This is a genomic window from Anaerobacillus sp. ABR4_321 (assembly GCF_056158505.1).
Genome location: NZ_JBSWTK010000001.1, coordinates 2,334,384 through 2,351,528, shown reverse-complemented (window position 1 = coordinate 2,351,528; position 17,145 = coordinate 2,334,384). Strand labels below are relative to the sequence as shown.

20 protein-coding genes are annotated in these 17,145 nt (G+C 41.4%); 1 reads left to right on the top strand and 19 read right to left on the bottom strand.

Features of this window, described 5'->3' with window-relative positions; all coding sequences use genetic code 11:
• Positions 1–191: 191 nt before the first annotated feature.
• The 7 genes from ACXADT_RS12210 to ACXADT_RS12180 are packed head-to-tail and all read right to left on the bottom strand — an operon-like array spanning position 192 to position 5,759.
• Positions 192–1,169, bottom strand: a complete 978-nt coding sequence (locus ACXADT_RS12210; protein ID WP_270179028.1) for a biotin--[acetyl-CoA-carboxylase] ligase — start codon at positions 1,167–1,169, stop codon at positions 192–194.
• Positions 1,154–2,341 carry a CCA tRNA nucleotidyltransferase gene (locus tag ACXADT_RS12205; protein ID WP_474835333.1) on the bottom strand — a complete coding sequence of 396 codons (1,188 nt, stop codon included), beginning with the start codon at positions 2,339–2,341 and terminating at the stop codon, positions 1,154–1,156. Before ACXADT_RS12205 ends, ACXADT_RS12210 begins: the two co-directional genes overlap by 16 nt.
• Positions 2,338–3,474, bottom strand: a complete 1,137-nt coding sequence (gene bshA, locus ACXADT_RS12200) for an N-acetyl-alpha-D-glucosaminyl L-malate synthase BshA (RefSeq protein ID WP_270179030.1) — start codon at positions 3,472–3,474, stop codon at positions 2,338–2,340. Before bshA ends, ACXADT_RS12205 begins: the two co-directional genes overlap by 4 nt.
• A 10-nt stretch (positions 3,475–3,484) precedes the next feature.
• Positions 3,485–4,192 (bottom strand): bacillithiol biosynthesis deacetylase BshB1, encoded by a 708-nt coding sequence (bshB1, locus tag ACXADT_RS12195; protein ID WP_474835331.1) that lies wholly within the window; start codon positions 4,190–4,192, stop codon positions 3,485–3,487.
• Positions 4,170–4,583 (bottom strand): methylglyoxal synthase, encoded by a 414-nt coding sequence (mgsA, locus tag ACXADT_RS12190; RefSeq protein ID WP_474835329.1) that lies wholly within the window; start codon positions 4,581–4,583, stop codon positions 4,170–4,172. The genes bshB1 and mgsA overlap by 23 nt, the downstream gene beginning before the upstream one ends.
• Before the next feature lie 11 nt (positions 4,584–4,594).
• Complete coding sequence (dapB, locus tag ACXADT_RS12185) at positions 4,595–5,395, bottom strand: 4-hydroxy-tetrahydrodipicolinate reductase (RefSeq protein WP_270179033.1); 801 nt, start codon at positions 5,393–5,395, stop codon at positions 4,595–4,597.
• A gap of 1 nt (position 5,396) precedes the next feature.
• Positions 5,397–5,759 (bottom strand): nucleotide pyrophosphohydrolase, encoded by a 363-nt coding sequence (locus tag ACXADT_RS12180; protein WP_474835327.1) that lies wholly within the window; start codon positions 5,757–5,759, stop codon positions 5,397–5,399.
• Positions 5,760–5,911: 152 nt separating this feature from the next.
• Here ACXADT_RS12180 and ACXADT_RS12175 point away from each other — a divergent pair, with 152 nt between their 5' ends.
• Positions 5,912–6,781 (top strand): YitT family protein, encoded by an 870-nt coding sequence (locus tag ACXADT_RS12175; protein WP_474835325.1) that lies wholly within the window; start codon positions 5,912–5,914, stop codon positions 6,779–6,781.
• Between the two features lie 236 nt (positions 6,782–7,017).
• Here the strand turns inward: ACXADT_RS12175 and ACXADT_RS12170 are convergent, their stop codons facing one another.
• The 12 genes from ACXADT_RS12170 to aroA form a co-directional block, all read right to left on the bottom strand.
• Positions 7,018–7,695, bottom strand: coding sequence for a zinc metallopeptidase (locus tag ACXADT_RS12170; protein ID WP_270179036.1), 678 nt, complete (start codon positions 7,693–7,695; stop codon positions 7,018–7,020).
• A 96-nt stretch (positions 7,696–7,791) separates the two neighbouring features.
• Entirely contained in the window at positions 7,792–8,565 is a 774-nt protein-coding gene (locus ACXADT_RS12165) for a sporulation protein YpjB (RefSeq protein WP_474835323.1), read from the bottom strand.
• Positions 8,566–8,627: 62 nt separating this feature from the next.
• Positions 8,628–9,224: a lipoprotein heptaprenylglyceryl N-acetyltransferase LhaT gene (gene lhaT / locus ACXADT_RS12160; protein WP_442865064.1), complete on the bottom strand. Its 597-nt coding sequence runs from the start codon at positions 9,222–9,224 to the stop codon at positions 8,628–8,630.
• Between the two features lie 59 nt (positions 9,225–9,283).
• Positions 9,284–10,051, bottom strand: coding sequence for a menaquinol-cytochrome c reductase cytochrome b/c subunit (locus ACXADT_RS12155; protein ID WP_270179038.1), 768 nt, complete (start codon positions 10,049–10,051; stop codon positions 9,284–9,286).
• A 57-nt stretch (positions 10,052–10,108) separates the two neighbouring features.
• Entirely contained in the window at positions 10,109–10,780 is a 672-nt protein-coding gene (gene qcrB, locus ACXADT_RS12150) for a menaquinol-cytochrome c reductase cytochrome b subunit (RefSeq protein WP_194221909.1), read from the bottom strand.
• Positions 10,781–10,792: 12 nt separating this feature from the next.
• The gene (locus ACXADT_RS12145; protein WP_270179039.1) at positions 10,793–11,290 is read right to left on the bottom strand and encodes a Rieske (2Fe-2S) protein; all 498 of its coding nucleotides are present in this window, start codon (positions 11,288–11,290) and stop codon (positions 10,793–10,795) included.
• A gap of 131 nt (positions 11,291–11,421) precedes the next feature.
• On the bottom strand, positions 11,422–11,892 hold the full coding sequence (locus tag ACXADT_RS12140) for a YpiF family protein (protein WP_270179040.1): 471 nt from the start codon (positions 11,890–11,892) through the stop codon (positions 11,422–11,424).
• A complete protein-coding gene (locus ACXADT_RS12135; RefSeq protein WP_474835321.1) occupies positions 11,889–12,713 on the bottom strand; it encodes a GNAT family N-acetyltransferase in 825 nt (274 codons plus the stop codon). The genes ACXADT_RS12140 and ACXADT_RS12135 overlap by 4 nt, the downstream gene beginning before the upstream one ends.
• 71 nt (positions 12,714–12,784) lie before the next feature.
• On the bottom strand, positions 12,785–13,321 hold the full coding sequence (locus tag ACXADT_RS12130; RefSeq protein WP_270179042.1) for a ReoY family proteolytic degradation factor: 537 nt from the start codon (positions 13,319–13,321) through the stop codon (positions 12,785–12,787).
• A gap of 71 nt (positions 13,322–13,392) precedes the next feature.
• Positions 13,393–14,667, bottom strand: coding sequence for a tetratricopeptide repeat protein (locus ACXADT_RS12125; protein WP_474811421.1), 1,275 nt, complete (start codon positions 14,665–14,667; stop codon positions 13,393–13,395).
• Positions 14,607–15,599 (bottom strand): hypothetical protein, encoded by a 993-nt coding sequence (locus ACXADT_RS12120; protein WP_474835319.1) that lies wholly within the window; start codon positions 15,597–15,599, stop codon positions 14,607–14,609. The genes ACXADT_RS12125 and ACXADT_RS12120 overlap by 61 nt, the downstream gene beginning before the upstream one ends.
• Before the next feature lie 258 nt (positions 15,600–15,857).
• Entirely contained in the window at positions 15,858–17,144 is a 1,287-nt protein-coding gene (gene aroA / locus ACXADT_RS12115; protein WP_474835317.1) for a 3-phosphoshikimate 1-carboxyvinyltransferase, read from the bottom strand.
• Position 17,145: the final 1 nt, after the last annotated feature.

Here is a 17,145-nt window from a genome sequence, read left to right as displayed (position 1 = left end):
AGAATGCACACAGGCATACCGCAACACTCCAATATCCAGGAGGTTACATATCGGTTTCATCCCTCTGTCCCAGTCCGCTACGGATCAAGGCAGAATATTTTTTGTTCACTCATAAAACGGTGCGGTTCTTAAAGAAGATACCGCCCTTACACCTGTAGTATAGCAGATTATCTTACGTTTGTGGAAAGGAATCAGCAGATTTCAATATCAGCTGAATAGATGTGGTGCGTCTTGCCGTCACTCGATTCTAACAACAAAACGCCTTCTTCTGTAATCCCTTTCGCTAATCCTTCGATAACCCCGTTTAACGTTCTTGCTTTGATTTTTCTTCCAAGACTGATCGCATAGCTTTCCCATAAAAGCTTGATCATACGGAAGCCATTTTCCATATACTCGGTATAAAGTACTTCAAGTTCATTCAAAATCGCTGCGAGTAGTGCTGCACGATTAACATCTTCTCCGCTTTCGATTTTCAACGAAGTTGCTGTTGTCAAATCTGTTGGAAAATCTGTTTCATCTGCATTTACATTGATTCCCATTCCAATGATCACCGACTTGATTTGATCCGCTTCTGCCTGGAGTTCTGTTAGAATACCAACGATTTTCTTGCCATTTATCAATATATCGTTCGGCCACTTTATTTCAGCTTCCAAGCCGGTTTGTTTCTTGATTGCTTGAACAACACTTACCGCAGCAATCAAAGTAAATTGAGGTGCGCGCTGAGGCGGTAACTTCGGTCGCAAGATGATGCTTGTCCAAATGCCACTGCCTTTTGGGGAATGCCATGATCTTCCTAATCTTCCTTTGCCTTTTGTTTGCTCGTCAGCAACGACGATCGCTCCATCTTGTATCCCGCTATGTGCTAAGTTATGGGCAATAAACTGCGTCGTTTCAACAGAAGAATAGGCATGGATCTCTCTACCGATAAAGTCGGTAGAGAGTTTCAGGCTGATTTCTTCCTTAGAGAGCGAATTCGGACGCGTTACGATACGATATCCTTTCTTTTGAACAGCTTCAACTTCATACCCATTCTTTCTTAGTTCAGCAACATGTTTCCATATCGCTGTTCGTGAAACGTTTAACGAATCACTGATCATCTGTCCTGATACATATGTGTCGGTATGGTCTTCAAGCATTTGCAACAATCGCTGTCTTATTGAGTCTGCCAATATTCAAGCCACCTTTTAATGCTAGTTTTCTCATTCTTAATTTCTTCTTTAAGTACCCCTTTCTCAATTCGTTCAAGGGTTTCCCCTACCCATGGACCTGGTTTTTGTCCGGTCCATGATAAAAGATCTTCGCCTGTTACCGCTAGCTCATTAGAAGAAGTGATAGGAAGATCTAATGCGATCTGATCGATGTTTTCATATGTAGGAACACGATTTTGCACACAAGCTAAGACACGTTCACTTTCTTTCTCGTATGGAATGGCAAAATATACGGTCTCGCGATTCCATCCTTCGATCTTCACTTTCTCTATGGTACTAAGAATTTTATTAACCTTCTTTAGAACGTCGTTCGAGTGCCGCCACCCTTTCAAAAACGTAGTTGGATCATCATGATCATTTGCAAGCCATGCGAGTCTTTCTTCTTTAGACTCTAAAATACTTACATCCATTCCCTTTTCTAAGTACGCTTTCCGATCTGCCAATCCCGGCAAAAAAGCGTATACTCCGGTATCTACGATTAATTTTAGGGCTTTGACGACTGCAGGTCCCGCGAGAAGCTTGTTGAATTCTACTGTCATTCTTTCGACCGCGATATGTGATAACAAAGGAGCATTCTTCTTAATAGCCTCTAAGGTTTCTTCTTCAAAGCGAAATGAGAACACGCTCAAGAATCGTAATGCTCGTAACATTCTCAAAGGATCTTCTGAAAACCGCTCATCTGGATCACCTACTGTACGGATCACTCCGCGTTTTAAGTCTTCTCTTCCACCGAACGGATCCACAACTTCACCATTTTCTCCGATCGCCATACTGTTCATCGTGAAGTCTCTTCTCGCAAGGTCTTCATCAATACGATTCAAAAAAGTGACTTCTGAAGGATGGCGGAAATCATTGTAGTTATCCTCTGATCGGAACGTTGTTACTTCAAAAGGTTCACCTTCAAGGACGACCGTTACCGTTCCATGTTGAACGCCAGTTGGAATAACTTTTTCAAAAAGCTTCATCACCTCGTTTGGATGAGCAGAAGAAGCAATATCGAAATCTGAAACACGCAAACCTAATAAAAGATCTCGGACTGCTCCACCTACGATATAAGCGTCATATCCTGCGTTCTTCAATGTCCGCATCACTTTAAGAGACTTCTTAGCAGTATCACCTTCGAATTGGATCAAACTAGCTCCTCCTGAATGGTTTTATAGTAAAGCGACTCGTATTGCTCTAAGATTAACTCCGATGCAAATTTTCTTTGAACGGCTTTAAGAGACGCTTCGCTAAACTTCTGATGTAGTTCACGATCCGATAGTAGTCGGAGAGCATAAGATGCAATTTCGTCTATATTCCCTACCTCAGCAATGTATCCATTTACTTCATGATCAATGACTTCAGGAATTCCCCCTATGTTTGTTCCGATTGCAGGAACTCCACAAGCCATCGCTTCTAAAGCAACCAAGCCGAAGCTTTCTTTCTCAGAGAGGAGTAACTTTAAATCACTGATTGAAAGGATTTCAGCAACGTTTTCCTGCTTCCCAAGAAATTTCACTTTATCATTCAATCCAAGTTCACTTACTAGGCGACAGGCAACTTGTATTTCAGGACCATCGCCTATCAGCAGAAGTTTAGCTGGTAACTGCTTTTGAACACGATCGAAAACTTTTATGACGTCTGGTACTCGCTTCACACCTCTAAAGTTCGAAATGTGAACGATAACTTTCTCTTCCTCTTTAATACCATACCCTTTTCGTAAATCTTCGCGTCGCTTAGGATAGTAAACTCTTTCATCAACAAAGTTATAAACGGTTTCAATCGGTTTACTTGTCTCGAGCAGTTCTTGCGTTTGTCTAACTAGATCATCAGAAACCGCCGTAACACTATCCGATTTCTCGATTCCAAAGCGAATCAGCTGTGTAAGAGAAGGATCGTAGCCAAGCACTGTTATGTCTGTTCCGTGAAGCGTTGTCACAATCTTAACATCGCCCCCGACCATTTCTTTTGCAAGAAACGCACACACCGCATGTGGAACAGCATAATGAACGTGTAGGAGGTCTAGGTTCTCACGTTGGATGACTTCTGCCATTTTACTTGCTAGTGTCAGATCATAAGGTGGGTAACGGAATACGGCGTATTGATTAACTTCTACCTCATGAAAGAATATGTTTGGATGAAATGTATCGAGCCTAAACGGGACGCTGCTCGTAATAAAATGTACCTCGTGCCCCTTTTCAGCTAGCATTTTTCCGAGCTCAGTCGCGATTACTCCCGAACCACCAACCGTCGGATAACATGTGATGCCGATTTTTAACTTCATTCTCTTTCTCCTATTCTAACGGTATCTCTTTCAGACAAAGCATGTTCTTAGAAATAAATCCTTCTGCATAGTCAACGCCAGACTCTTTTCCATAAAGGTATTCTCGATGAATGACTTTTTGAACATACCCGTTTGTTAATGGTGTTTCCACACTATCTTCCCCTAGAACAAATTGACTTTCATAAGCTTCTAACGCTTGTTTCTTTGCATCGATTTGTTCTGAAACATCAATTGTGAACTGTGGTTTATGAAAACCGTTTATAAAATAATAGTAAACGTGCGTTACTTTGTGCGCCTTCCCAAGCTCAGGTTTGTAGTTTCGTATCCCTGCTGAAAAGACGGCTTCTTCGACCAATGTTGCAGCATGTCCATGATCAGGATGACGATCATCAAAGTATGGCATAAAGACAGCAGACGGCTTTACCGCTCGAATAAGTTCAACGCACTTTTCCATCGAGCCTTCATTAACACTAAGTCCCCGGTCAGGAAGACCGAGGTTATAGCGATTTGAAACTGTAAGAATGTCTGCTGCTGCTTTTGCTTCTACTTTTCTTTGTGCTACTGTCCCATTCGATGATAGTTCTGCTTCAGTTAAATCACAAATACCAGTTCGCTTACCGTCCTCTGCAAGCTTCTTTAATGTACCAGCCATACCGATTTCTACATCATCTGCATGTGCACCAAATGCTAATACATCAAGTTTCTGTGTTTCTTCCATGTACAATTTCTCTCCAATCTAGTTCTCCTCGACCCAACGCGTGTACAAGGATTTCAGCGCTTCCCATGTTTGTTGCGAGCGGGATGTTATACACATCACACAATCTGATCAATGCTGTTACATCTGGCTCGTGAGGCTGCGCTGTCAATGGATCACGGAAGAAGATGATGGCATCCATCGCATTGTCAGCGATCATCGCACCGATCTGTTGATCGCCACCTAAAGGACCAGACTGAAAGCGATGAATCGTCAGCCCTGTTTCATCGATAATGCGTTTTCCGGTCGTTCCAGTTGCATAAAGCGTGTGTGGATCTAATATTTGTTTATAGGCTAAAGCAAATCGAACGAGATCATCTTTCTTTTTATCGTGAGCAATCAAGGCGATATTCATGATACCATCCCCTATTCCATTATATTCTCAAGTCCATAAACCAACTGATCGATCTTTAAGACGGTTTCAACGGCAAGCTGCACGCCAGGCATAAACGAACCTCTGTGCATGGAATCATGACGTATCTTCAGAGTTTGTCCCTCACCGCCAAATAATACTTCCTGATGAGCGACGAGACCTGGAAGCCTTACGCTATGAATTCTCATACCTTCGTAATCGGCACCTCTAGCCCCTTGGAGCTCTTCGCTTTCATCTTCATGACCCTGAACTTTAGGTTCACGAACCTCAGAAATCATCTTGGCAGTTTTAACAGCTGTTCCGGATGGCGCATCGAGCTTTCGATCATGATGTTGCTCAATAATCTCAACATCAGGAAAATACTTCGCTGCCATCGAAGCAAACTTCATCATTAATACTGCACCGATCGCAAAGTTAGGAGCGATGATCGCGCCGATCCCTTTCTGCTCTGCTAACTCCGATAGTCTTTCAACATCTTCGTTCGAAAATCCGGTCGTACCTACTACAGGTCTTACATTATGTTGAAACGCGATCTCCATATGCTTTTTTCCGTACTCTGGGGTCGTTAAATCGATTAACACATCACACTCAACCTCAGATAGACACACGTCAAGATCGGTGTATACCGGGGAGTCTAACGACGGAAGATCCGGAATGTCTTTAACAGTCTCTCCAGATTGTCTTGAATCCACTACAGCTGATAACGAAAAGTGGTCTGTACGAGCCACAAGCTTAACTGCTTCGCTCCCCATCTTTCCTCTTGGTCCTGCAATAACGATTTTTACCGTATCCATATTATGATTCACTCTCCTCTTCTTTCTTCGTCCAACGGTCTTTATCTCTTGTATTAAACTTTGTCATCACTCGATCGAACGCTTCATCTAAATCGATATTAAGTGAATTTGCAAAGCATGTTAACACAAACAGAAGGTCACCCATTTCTTCTTCCATCGACCTTTGTGTTTCTTCACTTTTCTTTGGCTTCTCACCATAATAATGGTTAACTTCTCTAGCAAGCTCACCTAGTTCTTCCGTCATTCTTGCTAACATCGAAAGGGGGCTGAAATACCCTTCCTTGAATTGACCTATGTATTGATCCACTTCTTCTTGCATATCTTTAATCGTCTTTTCAGACACGAGTGCTCCCACCTTTCTCATCTGCTACTATGTTAGCTAAAAGACATGTGTTTGACAAATATTTAACCATCGCACCGCTCTGTAGAAAGTATACCAAAATCAAATTGCTGTTCGCTCAATATTTGATTATAATGAATGCTGTTGGCTGTATAGGACGGAAAGGATGTATGCATATGGAAGGAATTCGCATGAAGAATGTGATCTTCATTTTATTAGGTTCTGCAATTTTTGCTTTTGGACTCGTTCATTTTAATATGGAGAACAACTTAGCTGAAGGTGGTTTTACAGGTATAACCCTTCTACTCTATTTTCTCTTTGATATCGATCCAGCCATTTCAAACCTAGTATTAAACATACCGTTATTCTTTATTGGATGGCGTTTACTTGGCAGGAAATCATTTATCTATACTTTACTAGGAACTGTAGCGCTCTCGGTATTTCTATGGATATTTCAACGTTATTCAGCTCTTTCGATTCCTCTAAGAGACGACATGACGCTCGCTGCACTTTTCGCAGGTGTATTTATCGGTTTAGGTTTAGGTATTATCTTTAGATATGGAGGAACAACCGGGGGCGTAGACATCATCGCAAGACTTGGTTTTAAATATGCGGGCTGGAGCATGGGCAGGACGATGTTCGTATTCGATTTTTGTGTGATCGCGATTTCCCTCGTCTACTTAAACTACAAAGAAGCAATGTATACACTCGTCGCAGTATTTATAGCAGCACGTGTGATCGACTTTATCCAACAAGGCGCTTATTCCGCAAAAGCTGCCATGATTATATCAGAAAATTACAAAGAGATTGCTGATACCATCATGAAAGAGATGGATCGCGGCGCTACCGTTTTAAACGGAAAAGGAAGTTTTTCGGGGCTGCAGAAAGAAGTGCTCTATTGCGTAGTAGCAAGAAACGAACTCTCAAGACTGAAGAGCATCATTCGCCAGGTCGACCCGCACGCTTTCGTTGCTGTTAATGACGTGCACGATGTGCTTGGTGAAGGATTTACGTTAGACGAAAACAAAAATCCAATTGAAGATTAATTGAAATAAACCTCGCATAAAGGGCGAGGTTTTTGTAATTTCGAAACAGTCTTAAAGACTCGAATATGGTAGTGATTTTGAGTGTAACGGATTGAATACCTCTTCCTTTGTCCAACTCCAACGGACGTTCGTCCACACGAAATCAAGTAGGATTCAGACTCCTATGACAAATCGAACAAATTAATCAGATTTCTTTATAAATTAAAAACCTCGCCAACAATGGCGAGGTTTATTTATTAATCTTCGTTCATGCCGAGAAAGATGAACACGAAGCGTACAAGTTCAAGTAGTGCAACGACAGCAGCTGCTACATACGTGAGGGCTGCGGCATTCAATACTTTCTTCGTTTCACGTTCTTCGTCATTTCGGATGACTCCTGATGAAACAACTTGTTCCATCGCACGACTAGAAGCGTTAAACTCAACCGGCAGCGTGACTAATTGGAATAGAACGGCAGCACTCATGAAGATGATACCAAGCAAGATAAAGTTTGATGAAGACATCAAAATACCTGCTAGGATAACGAAATAACTGAAGTTAGAACCTAGGTTAGCTACAGGCACCAATGAATGTCTGAAGCGTAATGGAGCATAATCCTCTTGGTCCTGAATAGCGTGTCCTACTTCGTGAGCTGCAATTGCTGCTCCAGCTACAGAATGTCCGTGGAAATTACCAGATGACAATCTTACCGTTTTAGATCGCGGGTCATAATGATCTGATAAATGACCGCGAACTTCTTCTACTCCTACAGAGTATAAACCATTTTCATCAAGAATTTTTCGAGCAACTTCAGCACCCGTCATTCCAGATGAGTTAGGAACTTTTGAATATTTTTTGTATGCGCTCTTCACACGACTCTGAGCCCAAAGTGGGATGATTAGAAGAAGAGCAAAATAAATTAGAATACTAGCCATTTCCATTCCTCCATAGTAGTATATCTCTATCTATCTTAACGTCAATTTTAGTCAAATAACTAGTAAAAGTCAATCATTTTACTGTCATACCAAGGTTTAATCTTTCTCAAATTGTTTATATTTCTTCACATCCGTCTTTTCTCCACGGTACTTTCGGTAAAGAACGTATAGCAACGTGACCGTTATTATCCCACCTATAGAAATTATCATCCACACGATCGATGACTCGTTTTTCTCAACATGACCTTCATAGACTTCTTTGAAGTCTGACTTCATCGTTTCAAGCTGTTTAGACAGGTCTTTTTTATGAGAAGATCCGTAATTTTCAAAGAATGCAATGTGTGAATCGAGTCTTTGCTGCATTTCTGTCGAGAGATCGATGCCAAGTGCTGGTCGAATCACGCTATAAGATCCTAAAAACTGCTGGAGATCTCTTTCATAAACCTTATAATCCCTATGCGCTACGGCTGCTTTCATTTCATCGATCAAGCCGAGCATCTTATCGTCCGTTTGACGCCAAATAGGCTGTTCTTCTGTAACAAGTGCATCTACAGCGAGACGAAATTCTGTAAGTGCCTTCATCCGTTGTTCCGTTTCCTGATCGGTGGCTGTGACTGAATGGAGAGCTCTATTGTGAGTGTTCAAGACAATGCGCATCTCAGTGATCGTCAATTCTGTATTCTCTTCGCCTGGAAACACTTCTTCAAACTTCTCGAGCATTACTTTTGCCCTTTCAAACTCTTCTTGCTTACCAAACTCTAGAACTTTCGATGCGAAATCATCCCATGCTTGTCTCGTATCCGATTCAGCTGCAAAAGCGTTAATAGGAAGAATGAAAAGCAATAAAAGCAGGAGTAATCCTCTAACCATACCTGTCCCTCCTTCATCCTAATTCAATGTATGATAAAAGGGACAAGAGTAGACCATTAACTCTAGCGAAGATCTAACTTGAATCGTGAATTCCGAATCGTTAACAAGTAAACAAGGAGAATAGAAGCTAACGATAGCCAAAACGTAAAATAACCGATTTGAGATGTGTATTCATGAAGCATCGAATACCTAGGCATCTGCCCAAACACGTAATCGATCACATCATTATGTAGCGTCCAAATCGCAACGACAATCAAATGCCAGCTTTTTATTCTATAGAAAGGAGAGTAAAGCAGCCCTTCGACCGCCATCCCAAAATGGGAGATGATCAGCATGATTGCAATCGGAGATAGAACGCCCGTCACTTGCATCACCATCACGTTCATAACGACGGCCCATATTCCATATTTGAAAAGCGTTACAGCAGCTAACGCCTCAAGTAAAGGCCAATTTTTGCCGAGTAAAAATGCGATCAATACAAAACAAAAAAACAAGCTAGCTGTTGGACTATCCGGTACAAATAACAAGAAGATAGGTTCAGTATCTTCAAGCTGCCAGCCATACCAGTAATACCCGTAAGCTGTGCCTAATACATTGATGATCAACATGCTCCAAAGGAACGGTTTCGACCTAAGTATATAGAAAAGTTCGTATATCATCTGACTTCTCCTCTAAATGATTGAAAAAAAGCTGACCGTTACAGTCAGCTTTTTTCTAATTATTTATTCGCTTCAACAGTTTCAACGATAAAGGTAGCTAATTTATCAAGCTCTTCATCAGAACCTTTAAATGCGTTAGCTGGCATTCCGCCAATTCCATTTACAGCGATGTCTTTAATTTGTTCTTCTTTCAAACCGGTCTCAAGAAGTGATGGACCTGAGCCACCTTGTAAGCTGTCACCGTGACATCCGATACAGCTTTGAGAAGAATAAATCTGATAACCTTCTGACTCTTTGTCTACAGTTGCCTCAACAATTTCACCTTGCTTAGCTTGTTTTTCCCAGTCATGAGTAACAACAGATTCCCAAGTTAAGTAAACAGTCGAGATAAGACCAAGCAACATAAGAGCAGTGGCTACAGGACGCTTCGCAGGGCGTCTCTCAGGACCACGGTCTAGCCAAGGCGCTAACAATAGAGCACCGAAAGCAAGACCTGGCATGATGATCGTACCTACAAGCGTATAATCTCCTGCCGCATATTTATACTTCAAGAGCTGATACAAGAATAAGAAATACCAGTCTGGAAGTGGTGTATAAGTTGCATCCGTTGGATCCGCTACACGTTCGAGCGGAGACGGATGAGCAATCGTTAGTGCTAGGTAACCGATAAGGAATACAGCACCAACCATCCATTCTTTTAATAGAAAGTTCGGCCAAAACGCTTCTGTTTTGCCGGGGTACTCTGAATAATCTTTTGGAATGTTAGGCTTTCTCTGCGCAGGGATACGCGAGTCGCCCACAAACTTCATTCCTTTTCCGCGATGCATCTGTCCCCCTCCTTCGTAAAAAAATTATATGGTATTTACAAGTCGATCAGCCGTATCTTACAACGGTCCAGAAATACCCTGCTTTCGAATCATGATAAAGTGGGCACCAAGCAATCCAAGCAGCGCTGCTGGAAGGAAGAACACATGAATCGCAAAGAAACGAGCAAGTGTTTGAGCCCCGATGATTTCTCCCCCTGCGAGTAGCGTTTTCGCCCACTCACCGACTACTGGGATTGTAACCGCAATTTCCAGACCAACTTTTGTTGCGAAAAGTGCTTTCATATCCCAAGGAAGAAGGTATCCTGTAAATCCTAGACCAAGCATTACGAAGAAAATTAGTACACCGACAACCCAGTTAAGTTCACGAGGCTTCTTATATGAACCTGTAAAGAACACTCGTAGGGTATGTAGAAACATCATAACGATAACTAAACTAGCTCCCCAGTGGTGCATTCCTCGAACAATTTGTCCAAATGCTACTTCGTTCTGAAGGTAGTATACGGACTCCCAGGCGTTCACAATGTCCGGTACATAATACATTGTAAGGAACATCCCAGATAAAATTTGGATTACTGTAATAAAAAACGTTAATCCTCCAAAGCAATAAACAAACGCTGAAAAGTGGTGAGCAGGGTTAACGTGCTCAGGCACTTCGTGATCCGCAATATCGCGCCACATAGGCGTAATATCTAAGCGTTCATCTACCCAATCATAGATCTTGTTTAACATAGATTACGCCCCCTAACGTGGTTCAGGTTTTCCGAGGTAAAGTTTTCCATCTTCGACTTTCTTGTTGTAAACATCAAGTGGTGCAAGAGGCGGTGTGCCCGGAACGTTCACGCCGTCTTTCGTGTAACGACCTGCATGGCATGGGCAGAAAAACTGATCAGGATATGCAGGATTTGAAGCCCAGTCAACAGTACATCCAAGGTGTTTACATACAGGTGAAAGAGCGACTATTTCATCTTTTTCATCTTTGTAAACCCAAGCGGATTGCGTTACTTCTGATTCGTACCAACCATCAACCTGGTCGATTTTGAATTCTTTACGTACTGGCTCACTTGTAATCTCACTTGTTTCCATAACAGGAACGAAGTCCTGCGTCGATTTTTCCTTTAACAATGGGTCGATCGCAAATCGAACCATCGGCATAAGCATTCCAGCTGCCATAAAACCACCTACACCAGTCAGGCTGTAGTTTAGAAATTGGCGTCTTGTTACTTCCTTCTTCTTCGCCATTGGTTTCCCCCCTATCCTATGAAGTCAGTCCAGCCGGACGTATAATACACACATATAACTAGGACATTCCTATGATAGCGTAGTCACTCTTACGCTGTCAATATTCTGATTAGTCTTTAGCTTGCCTCAAATCAGCCTTTTATACTACTTTGCCACTTATTTGTTACAAATTGAAGTACTTGTTTGATTTGTGCTGAAACCGTTTCAACTTTATACTGCTCATCCATGTGTTCGAGTGGGATCGCAGGCATCCATAATAACCCGCTTGAGAGCTGATTTTCTGACTGCTTCCAATCAACGTCAGAAGTAAGGGTAATGATATGCTTCATCCCACCCTCCATCAGTTCAGCTTCTACTTGTTTCAGTCTAGCAGTACGAGATGCCTCATCTTCTGTCTGGAGGTACGTGAATGCAGGAACAAGCAAAAGGCGTCCTTTCAACTGCCTTTCGAGCTCATTTGCGATAATAGAAATATACTCTCCCATCGAAACGGTGCTCTTTACATTTGATGTAAGAGAAATTGGGATCAAAGGTATAACAGCAGTATCCACGTATTCTTTTTCTTTTACATAAACCCCTATATCCGATTCAGTCCATTTCATGTTCTCGTCTCCCTTCCTTGTCCAATTAAATGCCATAATGTTTTTTCAAATTTTTTGTTTAAAAGATGATCATGTTCTAAAGGTAAGTCGATCCAGATTCTTCGATCTTCTTCACTCGCAATATTATTCACGATCGTCCACATTGCTTTGCTATTAAGAAGCTTAGGGTTAAATAGCTTCAAGTGAAGATATGAATCACCTTTTTCTTCCCTTGAGAGAAAAAAGTCCCCAGCTTCACTACTATACAACTCTATTTTCTCAATGTATACATCACTTAAAACTGGAATGTAGGGAAGTGGATAGTAAATTTCATATGGAAAGAAAGAAAAACGACTGTCTTGAAAACTGTTAGAGAGTGCACTTCTTTTAGTAATAGGGTCTTGAGATTTATTGAAGCTTATTGAATCGACCTTTCCTCTGATCACTCCCGCTTTTATACGCGCTGAAACAACAGTCGAAGTCAACATCATATTCAGTTTCTTTGAGAGCTGATTAGCAGGGAGATTGCTTTTCTCCGTTGCATAGCCGATCCATTTGATCGATGAAGATGAATAAGCACTTTCCATAAGCGTTTTCATAAGCGAGGATGCGATTCCCCTCCCTCTGAAATCAACATCTGTACGTAACCTGCCGAGAATGCCAATCTCATTCTCAAATGTTGTTAGCCCTGCTATCCCTACTAAACGGTCGTCTTCAAAGTATCCTACCAATGAGTCATTTTCTACAAGTCTTGGAAAAATGCGAACGATATAATCATCTTGTATATTCGTCTTCATTCCCTTTAGTTGACCATAATCTGAATATGTTAAGTATCTGATCACCTTTGAACCTCCACATTTTCACCATGTAAACCTTTTAAAAGTATAAAAAAACCCTTGAAAAGTTTCAAGGGTTAAAGGTTATTCAACTGTTTGCTTAAATACTGAAAACGATCCATGTCTTTTTGATCAAGAGCATCGTCTATCTCTTTTAAAATCGACTCACGCTTAAATCGTGTAAACGATTCGTCCAGTACCATCTCAGCAAGGAAGGAATACTTCTTATCTGCTGCCATATTTTCGGGCAGAAAAGGATTTTCTTCTAGCACTGCTACATAGTGTGGAGACACATTCTTACTTTTGAAGTTAAGCTGAATATAAATAGGCTCGTCCTGATTCAACCTAATATCGTGAAACGACTTCTCAGGATCCGTTGTGATGATATTGTGCTTGTAAAATCTGAAAGGAGCGTTTTCCACACAGTGCGTAGAAATAACGAGAGCCTTCGGGCAAAATTCTGCATTCTCTACAAAATGAACATTTCCCATAAGCACTTCGTCGCTGATTAGATAATTCAAAAGCCAGACACATTCACGCTTCTTCACCTGATAATTTTTCAGGAACCATTTAAGAAAGTCCTTTTTTTCAACGACTGAAACGGAGCTGCTCATAGCGATTCCTCCCTGAGATTTTCCTAAATTAAGAATTCGTCATTGAAGAAGAATATCCTTCCAATCCAGGATTAATCCTCTTCAATTCTTTCTTCCTCGAATCGCATGATGTCTTCTTCGAGGTGAGTCAATGTAGGATCCTGTTTCAATGCATGTTTAAATAACTCGATCGCTTCTTTTCTACGGCCTTCTTCAATTAAGAATAATCCATATTCTTCAAGGAACAACGGATCGTTTTTGAAATAAGTATATGCATTTTCATAACGATTTATTGCCTCTTTATATTTCTCTTCGTGTTGAAGAGCTGTTGCTGCTGACCAATCTAGATAAGGATCGCTTTGTTCTCCTTCTTCAATATTTTGAAGAAGATCGAGGATGTCGTCATAACGCTCTTCTGTTCTAAAGAAAGTCGCAAGTGTTTTAGCCGCTTCGATATGTGAAGGATTGATCGCAAGAAGCTCTCTCAAATATCTCTCTCCACTTTCTTCGTCATGCGATTTAAAACTTAGTCGACTTGCTTGAAGATAGAGTTCTTCATTAAACTCATCGACCTTAATGCCTTGCGCTAATGTTTCGATAGCCTCAGTAACGGCACCTTCTTCTTCATACGCTTTAGCTAGATATGGATACAGTGTACTATACTGTGGATCCAAATCTTTAAGCTCTTTGAATGCATGGATGGCTTTTTTATACTCATTAATTTGAATAGCGGTAAATCCATAACCGAACAATGCATTGATCTCCCGTGCGTTTTCAAGACCTTTTTCGTAATACGTTAGTGCTTCTTCGAACTGTCCACTTCCACTGAGAGCTTCAGCAAGTCTAAGTTCTATATTTTCGTTGGCAAGCTCACTCTTCGTATTGATGACTGCTTCATAATAAGGAACCGCCTTTAGGTGATGACCTTGAGTTAAATAGAATTCACCTAGACCAAAGTCGATGATCGGTTCATCAGGAGATATACGCTTCGCTTCTAGTAGCTTTTGTTCTGCTACTTCTTCAAGACCTTCCGTTTGGTAAAGGTCTGCTAATAGCAGTAATGCTGGCGGATAGGCAGCGTCATTTTCATCTATTTTACTGAGTGCAGCGATCGCTTCTTGTTCTTGTTCAAGATCAACATAGCACTCTGCTGCTTGTACAAGTAGCTCACCTTCATTTGGATAATGCATCAAAAGTTCTTCAACAACATCTCGAGCATCTTCTATTAGTCCAAGGTTGTAATAAATGTTAGATAAGTCGTACAACCCTTCATGATCCGCTGTTTCACGAACTTTCGTTAATTCTTTTAATCCTTCTTCGAAATTACCTGCCTCAATGAGGGAGATAGCTTGTTTAAGACGCTCCACGACCCAAAACTCCTTCTTACTCTACTTATTTTATTTCCATGACTTGCGGTGAAGAATCCCGGTTTTCTTATGTCCAACCGCTCTCCAAATCCTCGCTTCAAGTGTAACTTCTTTTCCACTTTAAGGATTTCACCACGTAGCCCAATAATAGCTGGCTCTTCTCCATGATAATCAAGAATTTGCTCTTCATCAACTCGAGTGCTTTCATGATTAGAATAAAGGTTATAATCAAAGTGCGACCCTTGGGTCAATGACCCTTTTAATGGGAAGAGACCTGTACGCATTAAAAAGGAAGTCGATACGTGATGAGGTTCAATGATATCATACTCATATGGTTCGATTCCCTTATCACTAAGAAGGTCGTAACACACCTTTTTCTCTCGCATGCGTTTTGACTCAGGAATTTCTGACAAAAATGTGAAATCAACCATCATTGCTGCACGATATGGAAAATTAGCTTGATGAATCCATTCGAACACGAAGTTATTCCAAGATGATTCATGCTCAAATTCGATTATGATAAAAGGTAAGCGGTAACGACCGCACTTTCTCATCACCTCTGGCGTAACTCGTTCTGCAGCCATTCGTATTCCTAGTACATAATCGATAGGGGAGTCTTCAAAAGTGCGTAGGGCACTCTGCAATTCTTCTTCTAAGGTTCTTTCTGAAGCGATCGGTACACACGACATAATCGTCGTAATCCCCTGATAAACGTATCGTTCTATTTGAGTTAGAATCTCATCTTTTGAAAAGTGATACATCTCTTCATCAAAACCTACTTTTCCTGGCTCCATCCTATATCCATTCAGTGAACAGCAAATCCCTTTTTCTAGTCTGCCGGTATTCGTCTTAAATGTTATTTTCTCTCCAGCAACGATTTTATACTCATCACGCATGCCATCAATGGAAACCTTACTGTATAGCTGCTTCAAAAGGAATCCTCCCCTGCCATTCTTATAATGACAGGCTATGTGGCACACGTCTTGAATATGATAACCCACTCAATAAAAAAATTCCCTGCGCAGAAAGCGTTTGATAGCGCTTTCAAAACACAGGGACAAAGTTAAATATGGATAGGAGTGGAGAGAAACCATTACTATCCTTAGTATAACAGGGATTTCTATTAAATCAACAGATAATTTAGAAAAATTAGTAATATTTTTAAAAGTCATTAATAAAAGAGTAAATTCCTAAGAATTTACTCTCAATTGTTTCATGTGGTCAAAGAATCCTGGGTAAGATACTTTGATCGCTTCTGGCTTCTCTAAAGTGAGCTCACTTTCAGTGATACAACCTGCAACAGCTAACATCATACCGATCCGATGGTCGCCTAGGCTTGAGAGAGTAGCGCCTTTTAATCGATCAGTACCTTCAATGATCATTCCATCCTCAGTTCCTTTTATTGCAGCTCCTAACGCACTCAGTGCATCGACAACAGCATCGATGCGGTTCGTTTCTTTAACTTTCAGCTCTTCTGCGTCTTTGATAACGGTTTTCCCCTTCGCTTTTGTAGCTAACAGAGCAATAATAGGTATTTCATCGATCAGACGCGGGATCATTTCGCCTTCGATCGTAATCCCAGTAAGGTCACTCGTTTTGATCGTTAAATCAGCCACTTCTTCTTGGTTGATTACTCTTCTATTCTGAATCGTTAAATCTGCACCCATCTGCTCTAGTACGTCTATGATTCCAGAACGAGTATGATTGATTCCAACATTTAAAAGGGTTACCGTACTGTGCGGGACGATTGCTCCGGCCACAAGGAAGAAGGCAGCAGAGGAAATGTCACCAGGCACTTCTACATCGGTTGCCTTAAGCTCCTGTCCTCCTTCAACGCCTACTGTTAATCCATCTCTGTTCACTTTCACACCAAAGCTTTCGAGCATATTTTCAGTATGATTTCTCGAACGGTGCGTTTCAGTGACAGAAGTTGTTCCTTTAGCTTGAAGACCTGCTAGTAGGATCGCAGATTTCACCTGCGCACTGGCAACAGGGGAGGAATAGTTCATTCCTATTAATTGACCACCACGAATCGAGATCGGCGCATATGTACCATCATCACGACCATCGATCGTTGCTCCCATCTCCTTCAACGGGACGGAAACTCTATTCATCGGTCGCTTCGCTATCGAGTCATCTCCCGCAAGGACTGAATAAAACGGTCTTCCTGCGAGAACCCCCATCATCAATCGGAACGTTGTCCCTGAGTTTCCAACATTCAATAGTTCATTTGGTTCTTGTAACGCTTCGATTCCCCTACCATGCACGACAACGGATGTGCCCTCATGTTCAATAGAAACACCCATTTGTTCAAAACAAGAGATTGTGCTCAAACAGTCCTCTCCAGGTAAAAAGTTTGATATTCGACTCGTACCCTTTGCCATCGCCCCGAACATGACCGCTCGATGTGAAATCGATTTATCTCCTGGAATCGTAATACTTCCTTGTAAACGTGTAGCTTTCATGATGGTTTCCATA

Excerpts from the sequence above, each read along its gene's own strand:
- bshA (WP_270179030.1), bottom strand. The coding sequence starts at position 3,474 with ATGAAGTTAAAAATCGGCATCACATGTTATCCGACGGTTGGTGGTTCG.
- qcrB (WP_194221909.1), bottom strand. The coding sequence starts at position 10,780 with ATGTTAAACAAGATCTATGATTGGGTAGATGAACGCTTAGATATTACG.
- ACXADT_RS12155 (WP_270179038.1), bottom strand. The coding sequence starts at position 10,051 with ATGCATCGCGGAAAAGGAATGAAGTTTGTGGGCGACTCGCGTATCCCT.
- ACXADT_RS12140 (WP_270179040.1), bottom strand. The coding sequence starts at position 11,892 with ATGAAATGGACTGAATCGGATATAGGGGTTTATGTAAAAGAAAAAGAA.
- mgsA (WP_474835329.1), bottom strand. The coding sequence starts at position 4,583 with ATGAATATCGCCTTGATTGCTCACGATAAAAAGAAAGATGATCTCGTT.
- dapB (WP_270179033.1), bottom strand. The coding sequence starts at position 5,395 with ATGGATACGGTAAAAATCGTTATTGCAGGACCAAGAGGAAAGATGGGG.
- bshB1 (WP_474835331.1), bottom strand. The coding sequence starts at position 4,192 with ATGGAAGAAACACAGAAACTTGATGTATTAGCATTTGGTGCACATGCA.
- ACXADT_RS12165 (WP_474835323.1), bottom strand. The coding sequence starts at position 8,565 with ATGGTTAGAGGATTACTCCTGCTTTTATTGCTTTTCATTCTTCCTATT.
- ACXADT_RS12130 (WP_270179042.1), bottom strand. The coding sequence starts at position 13,321 with ATGAGCAGCTCCGTTTCAGTCGTTGAAAAAAAGGACTTTCTTAAATGG.
- ACXADT_RS12175 (WP_474835325.1), top strand. The coding sequence starts at position 5,912 with ATGGAAGGAATTCGCATGAAGAATGTGATCTTCATTTTATTAGGTTCT.
- ACXADT_RS12180 (WP_474835327.1), bottom strand. The coding sequence starts at position 5,759 with ATGAGAAAGGTGGGAGCACTCGTGTCTGAAAAGACGATTAAAGATATG.
- ACXADT_RS12170 (WP_270179036.1), bottom strand. The coding sequence starts at position 7,695 with ATGGCTAGTATTCTAATTTATTTTGCTCTTCTTCTAATCATCCCACTT.
- ACXADT_RS12145 (WP_270179039.1), bottom strand. The coding sequence starts at position 11,290 with ATGGCGAAGAAGAAGGAAGTAACAAGACGCCAATTTCTAAACTACAGC.
- lhaT (WP_442865064.1), bottom strand. The coding sequence starts at position 9,224 with ATGATATACGAACTTTTCTATATACTTAGGTCGAAACCGTTCCTTTGG.
- aroA (WP_474835317.1), bottom strand. The coding sequence starts at position 17,144 with ATGGAAACCATCATGAAAGCTACACGTTTACAAGGAAGTATTACGATT.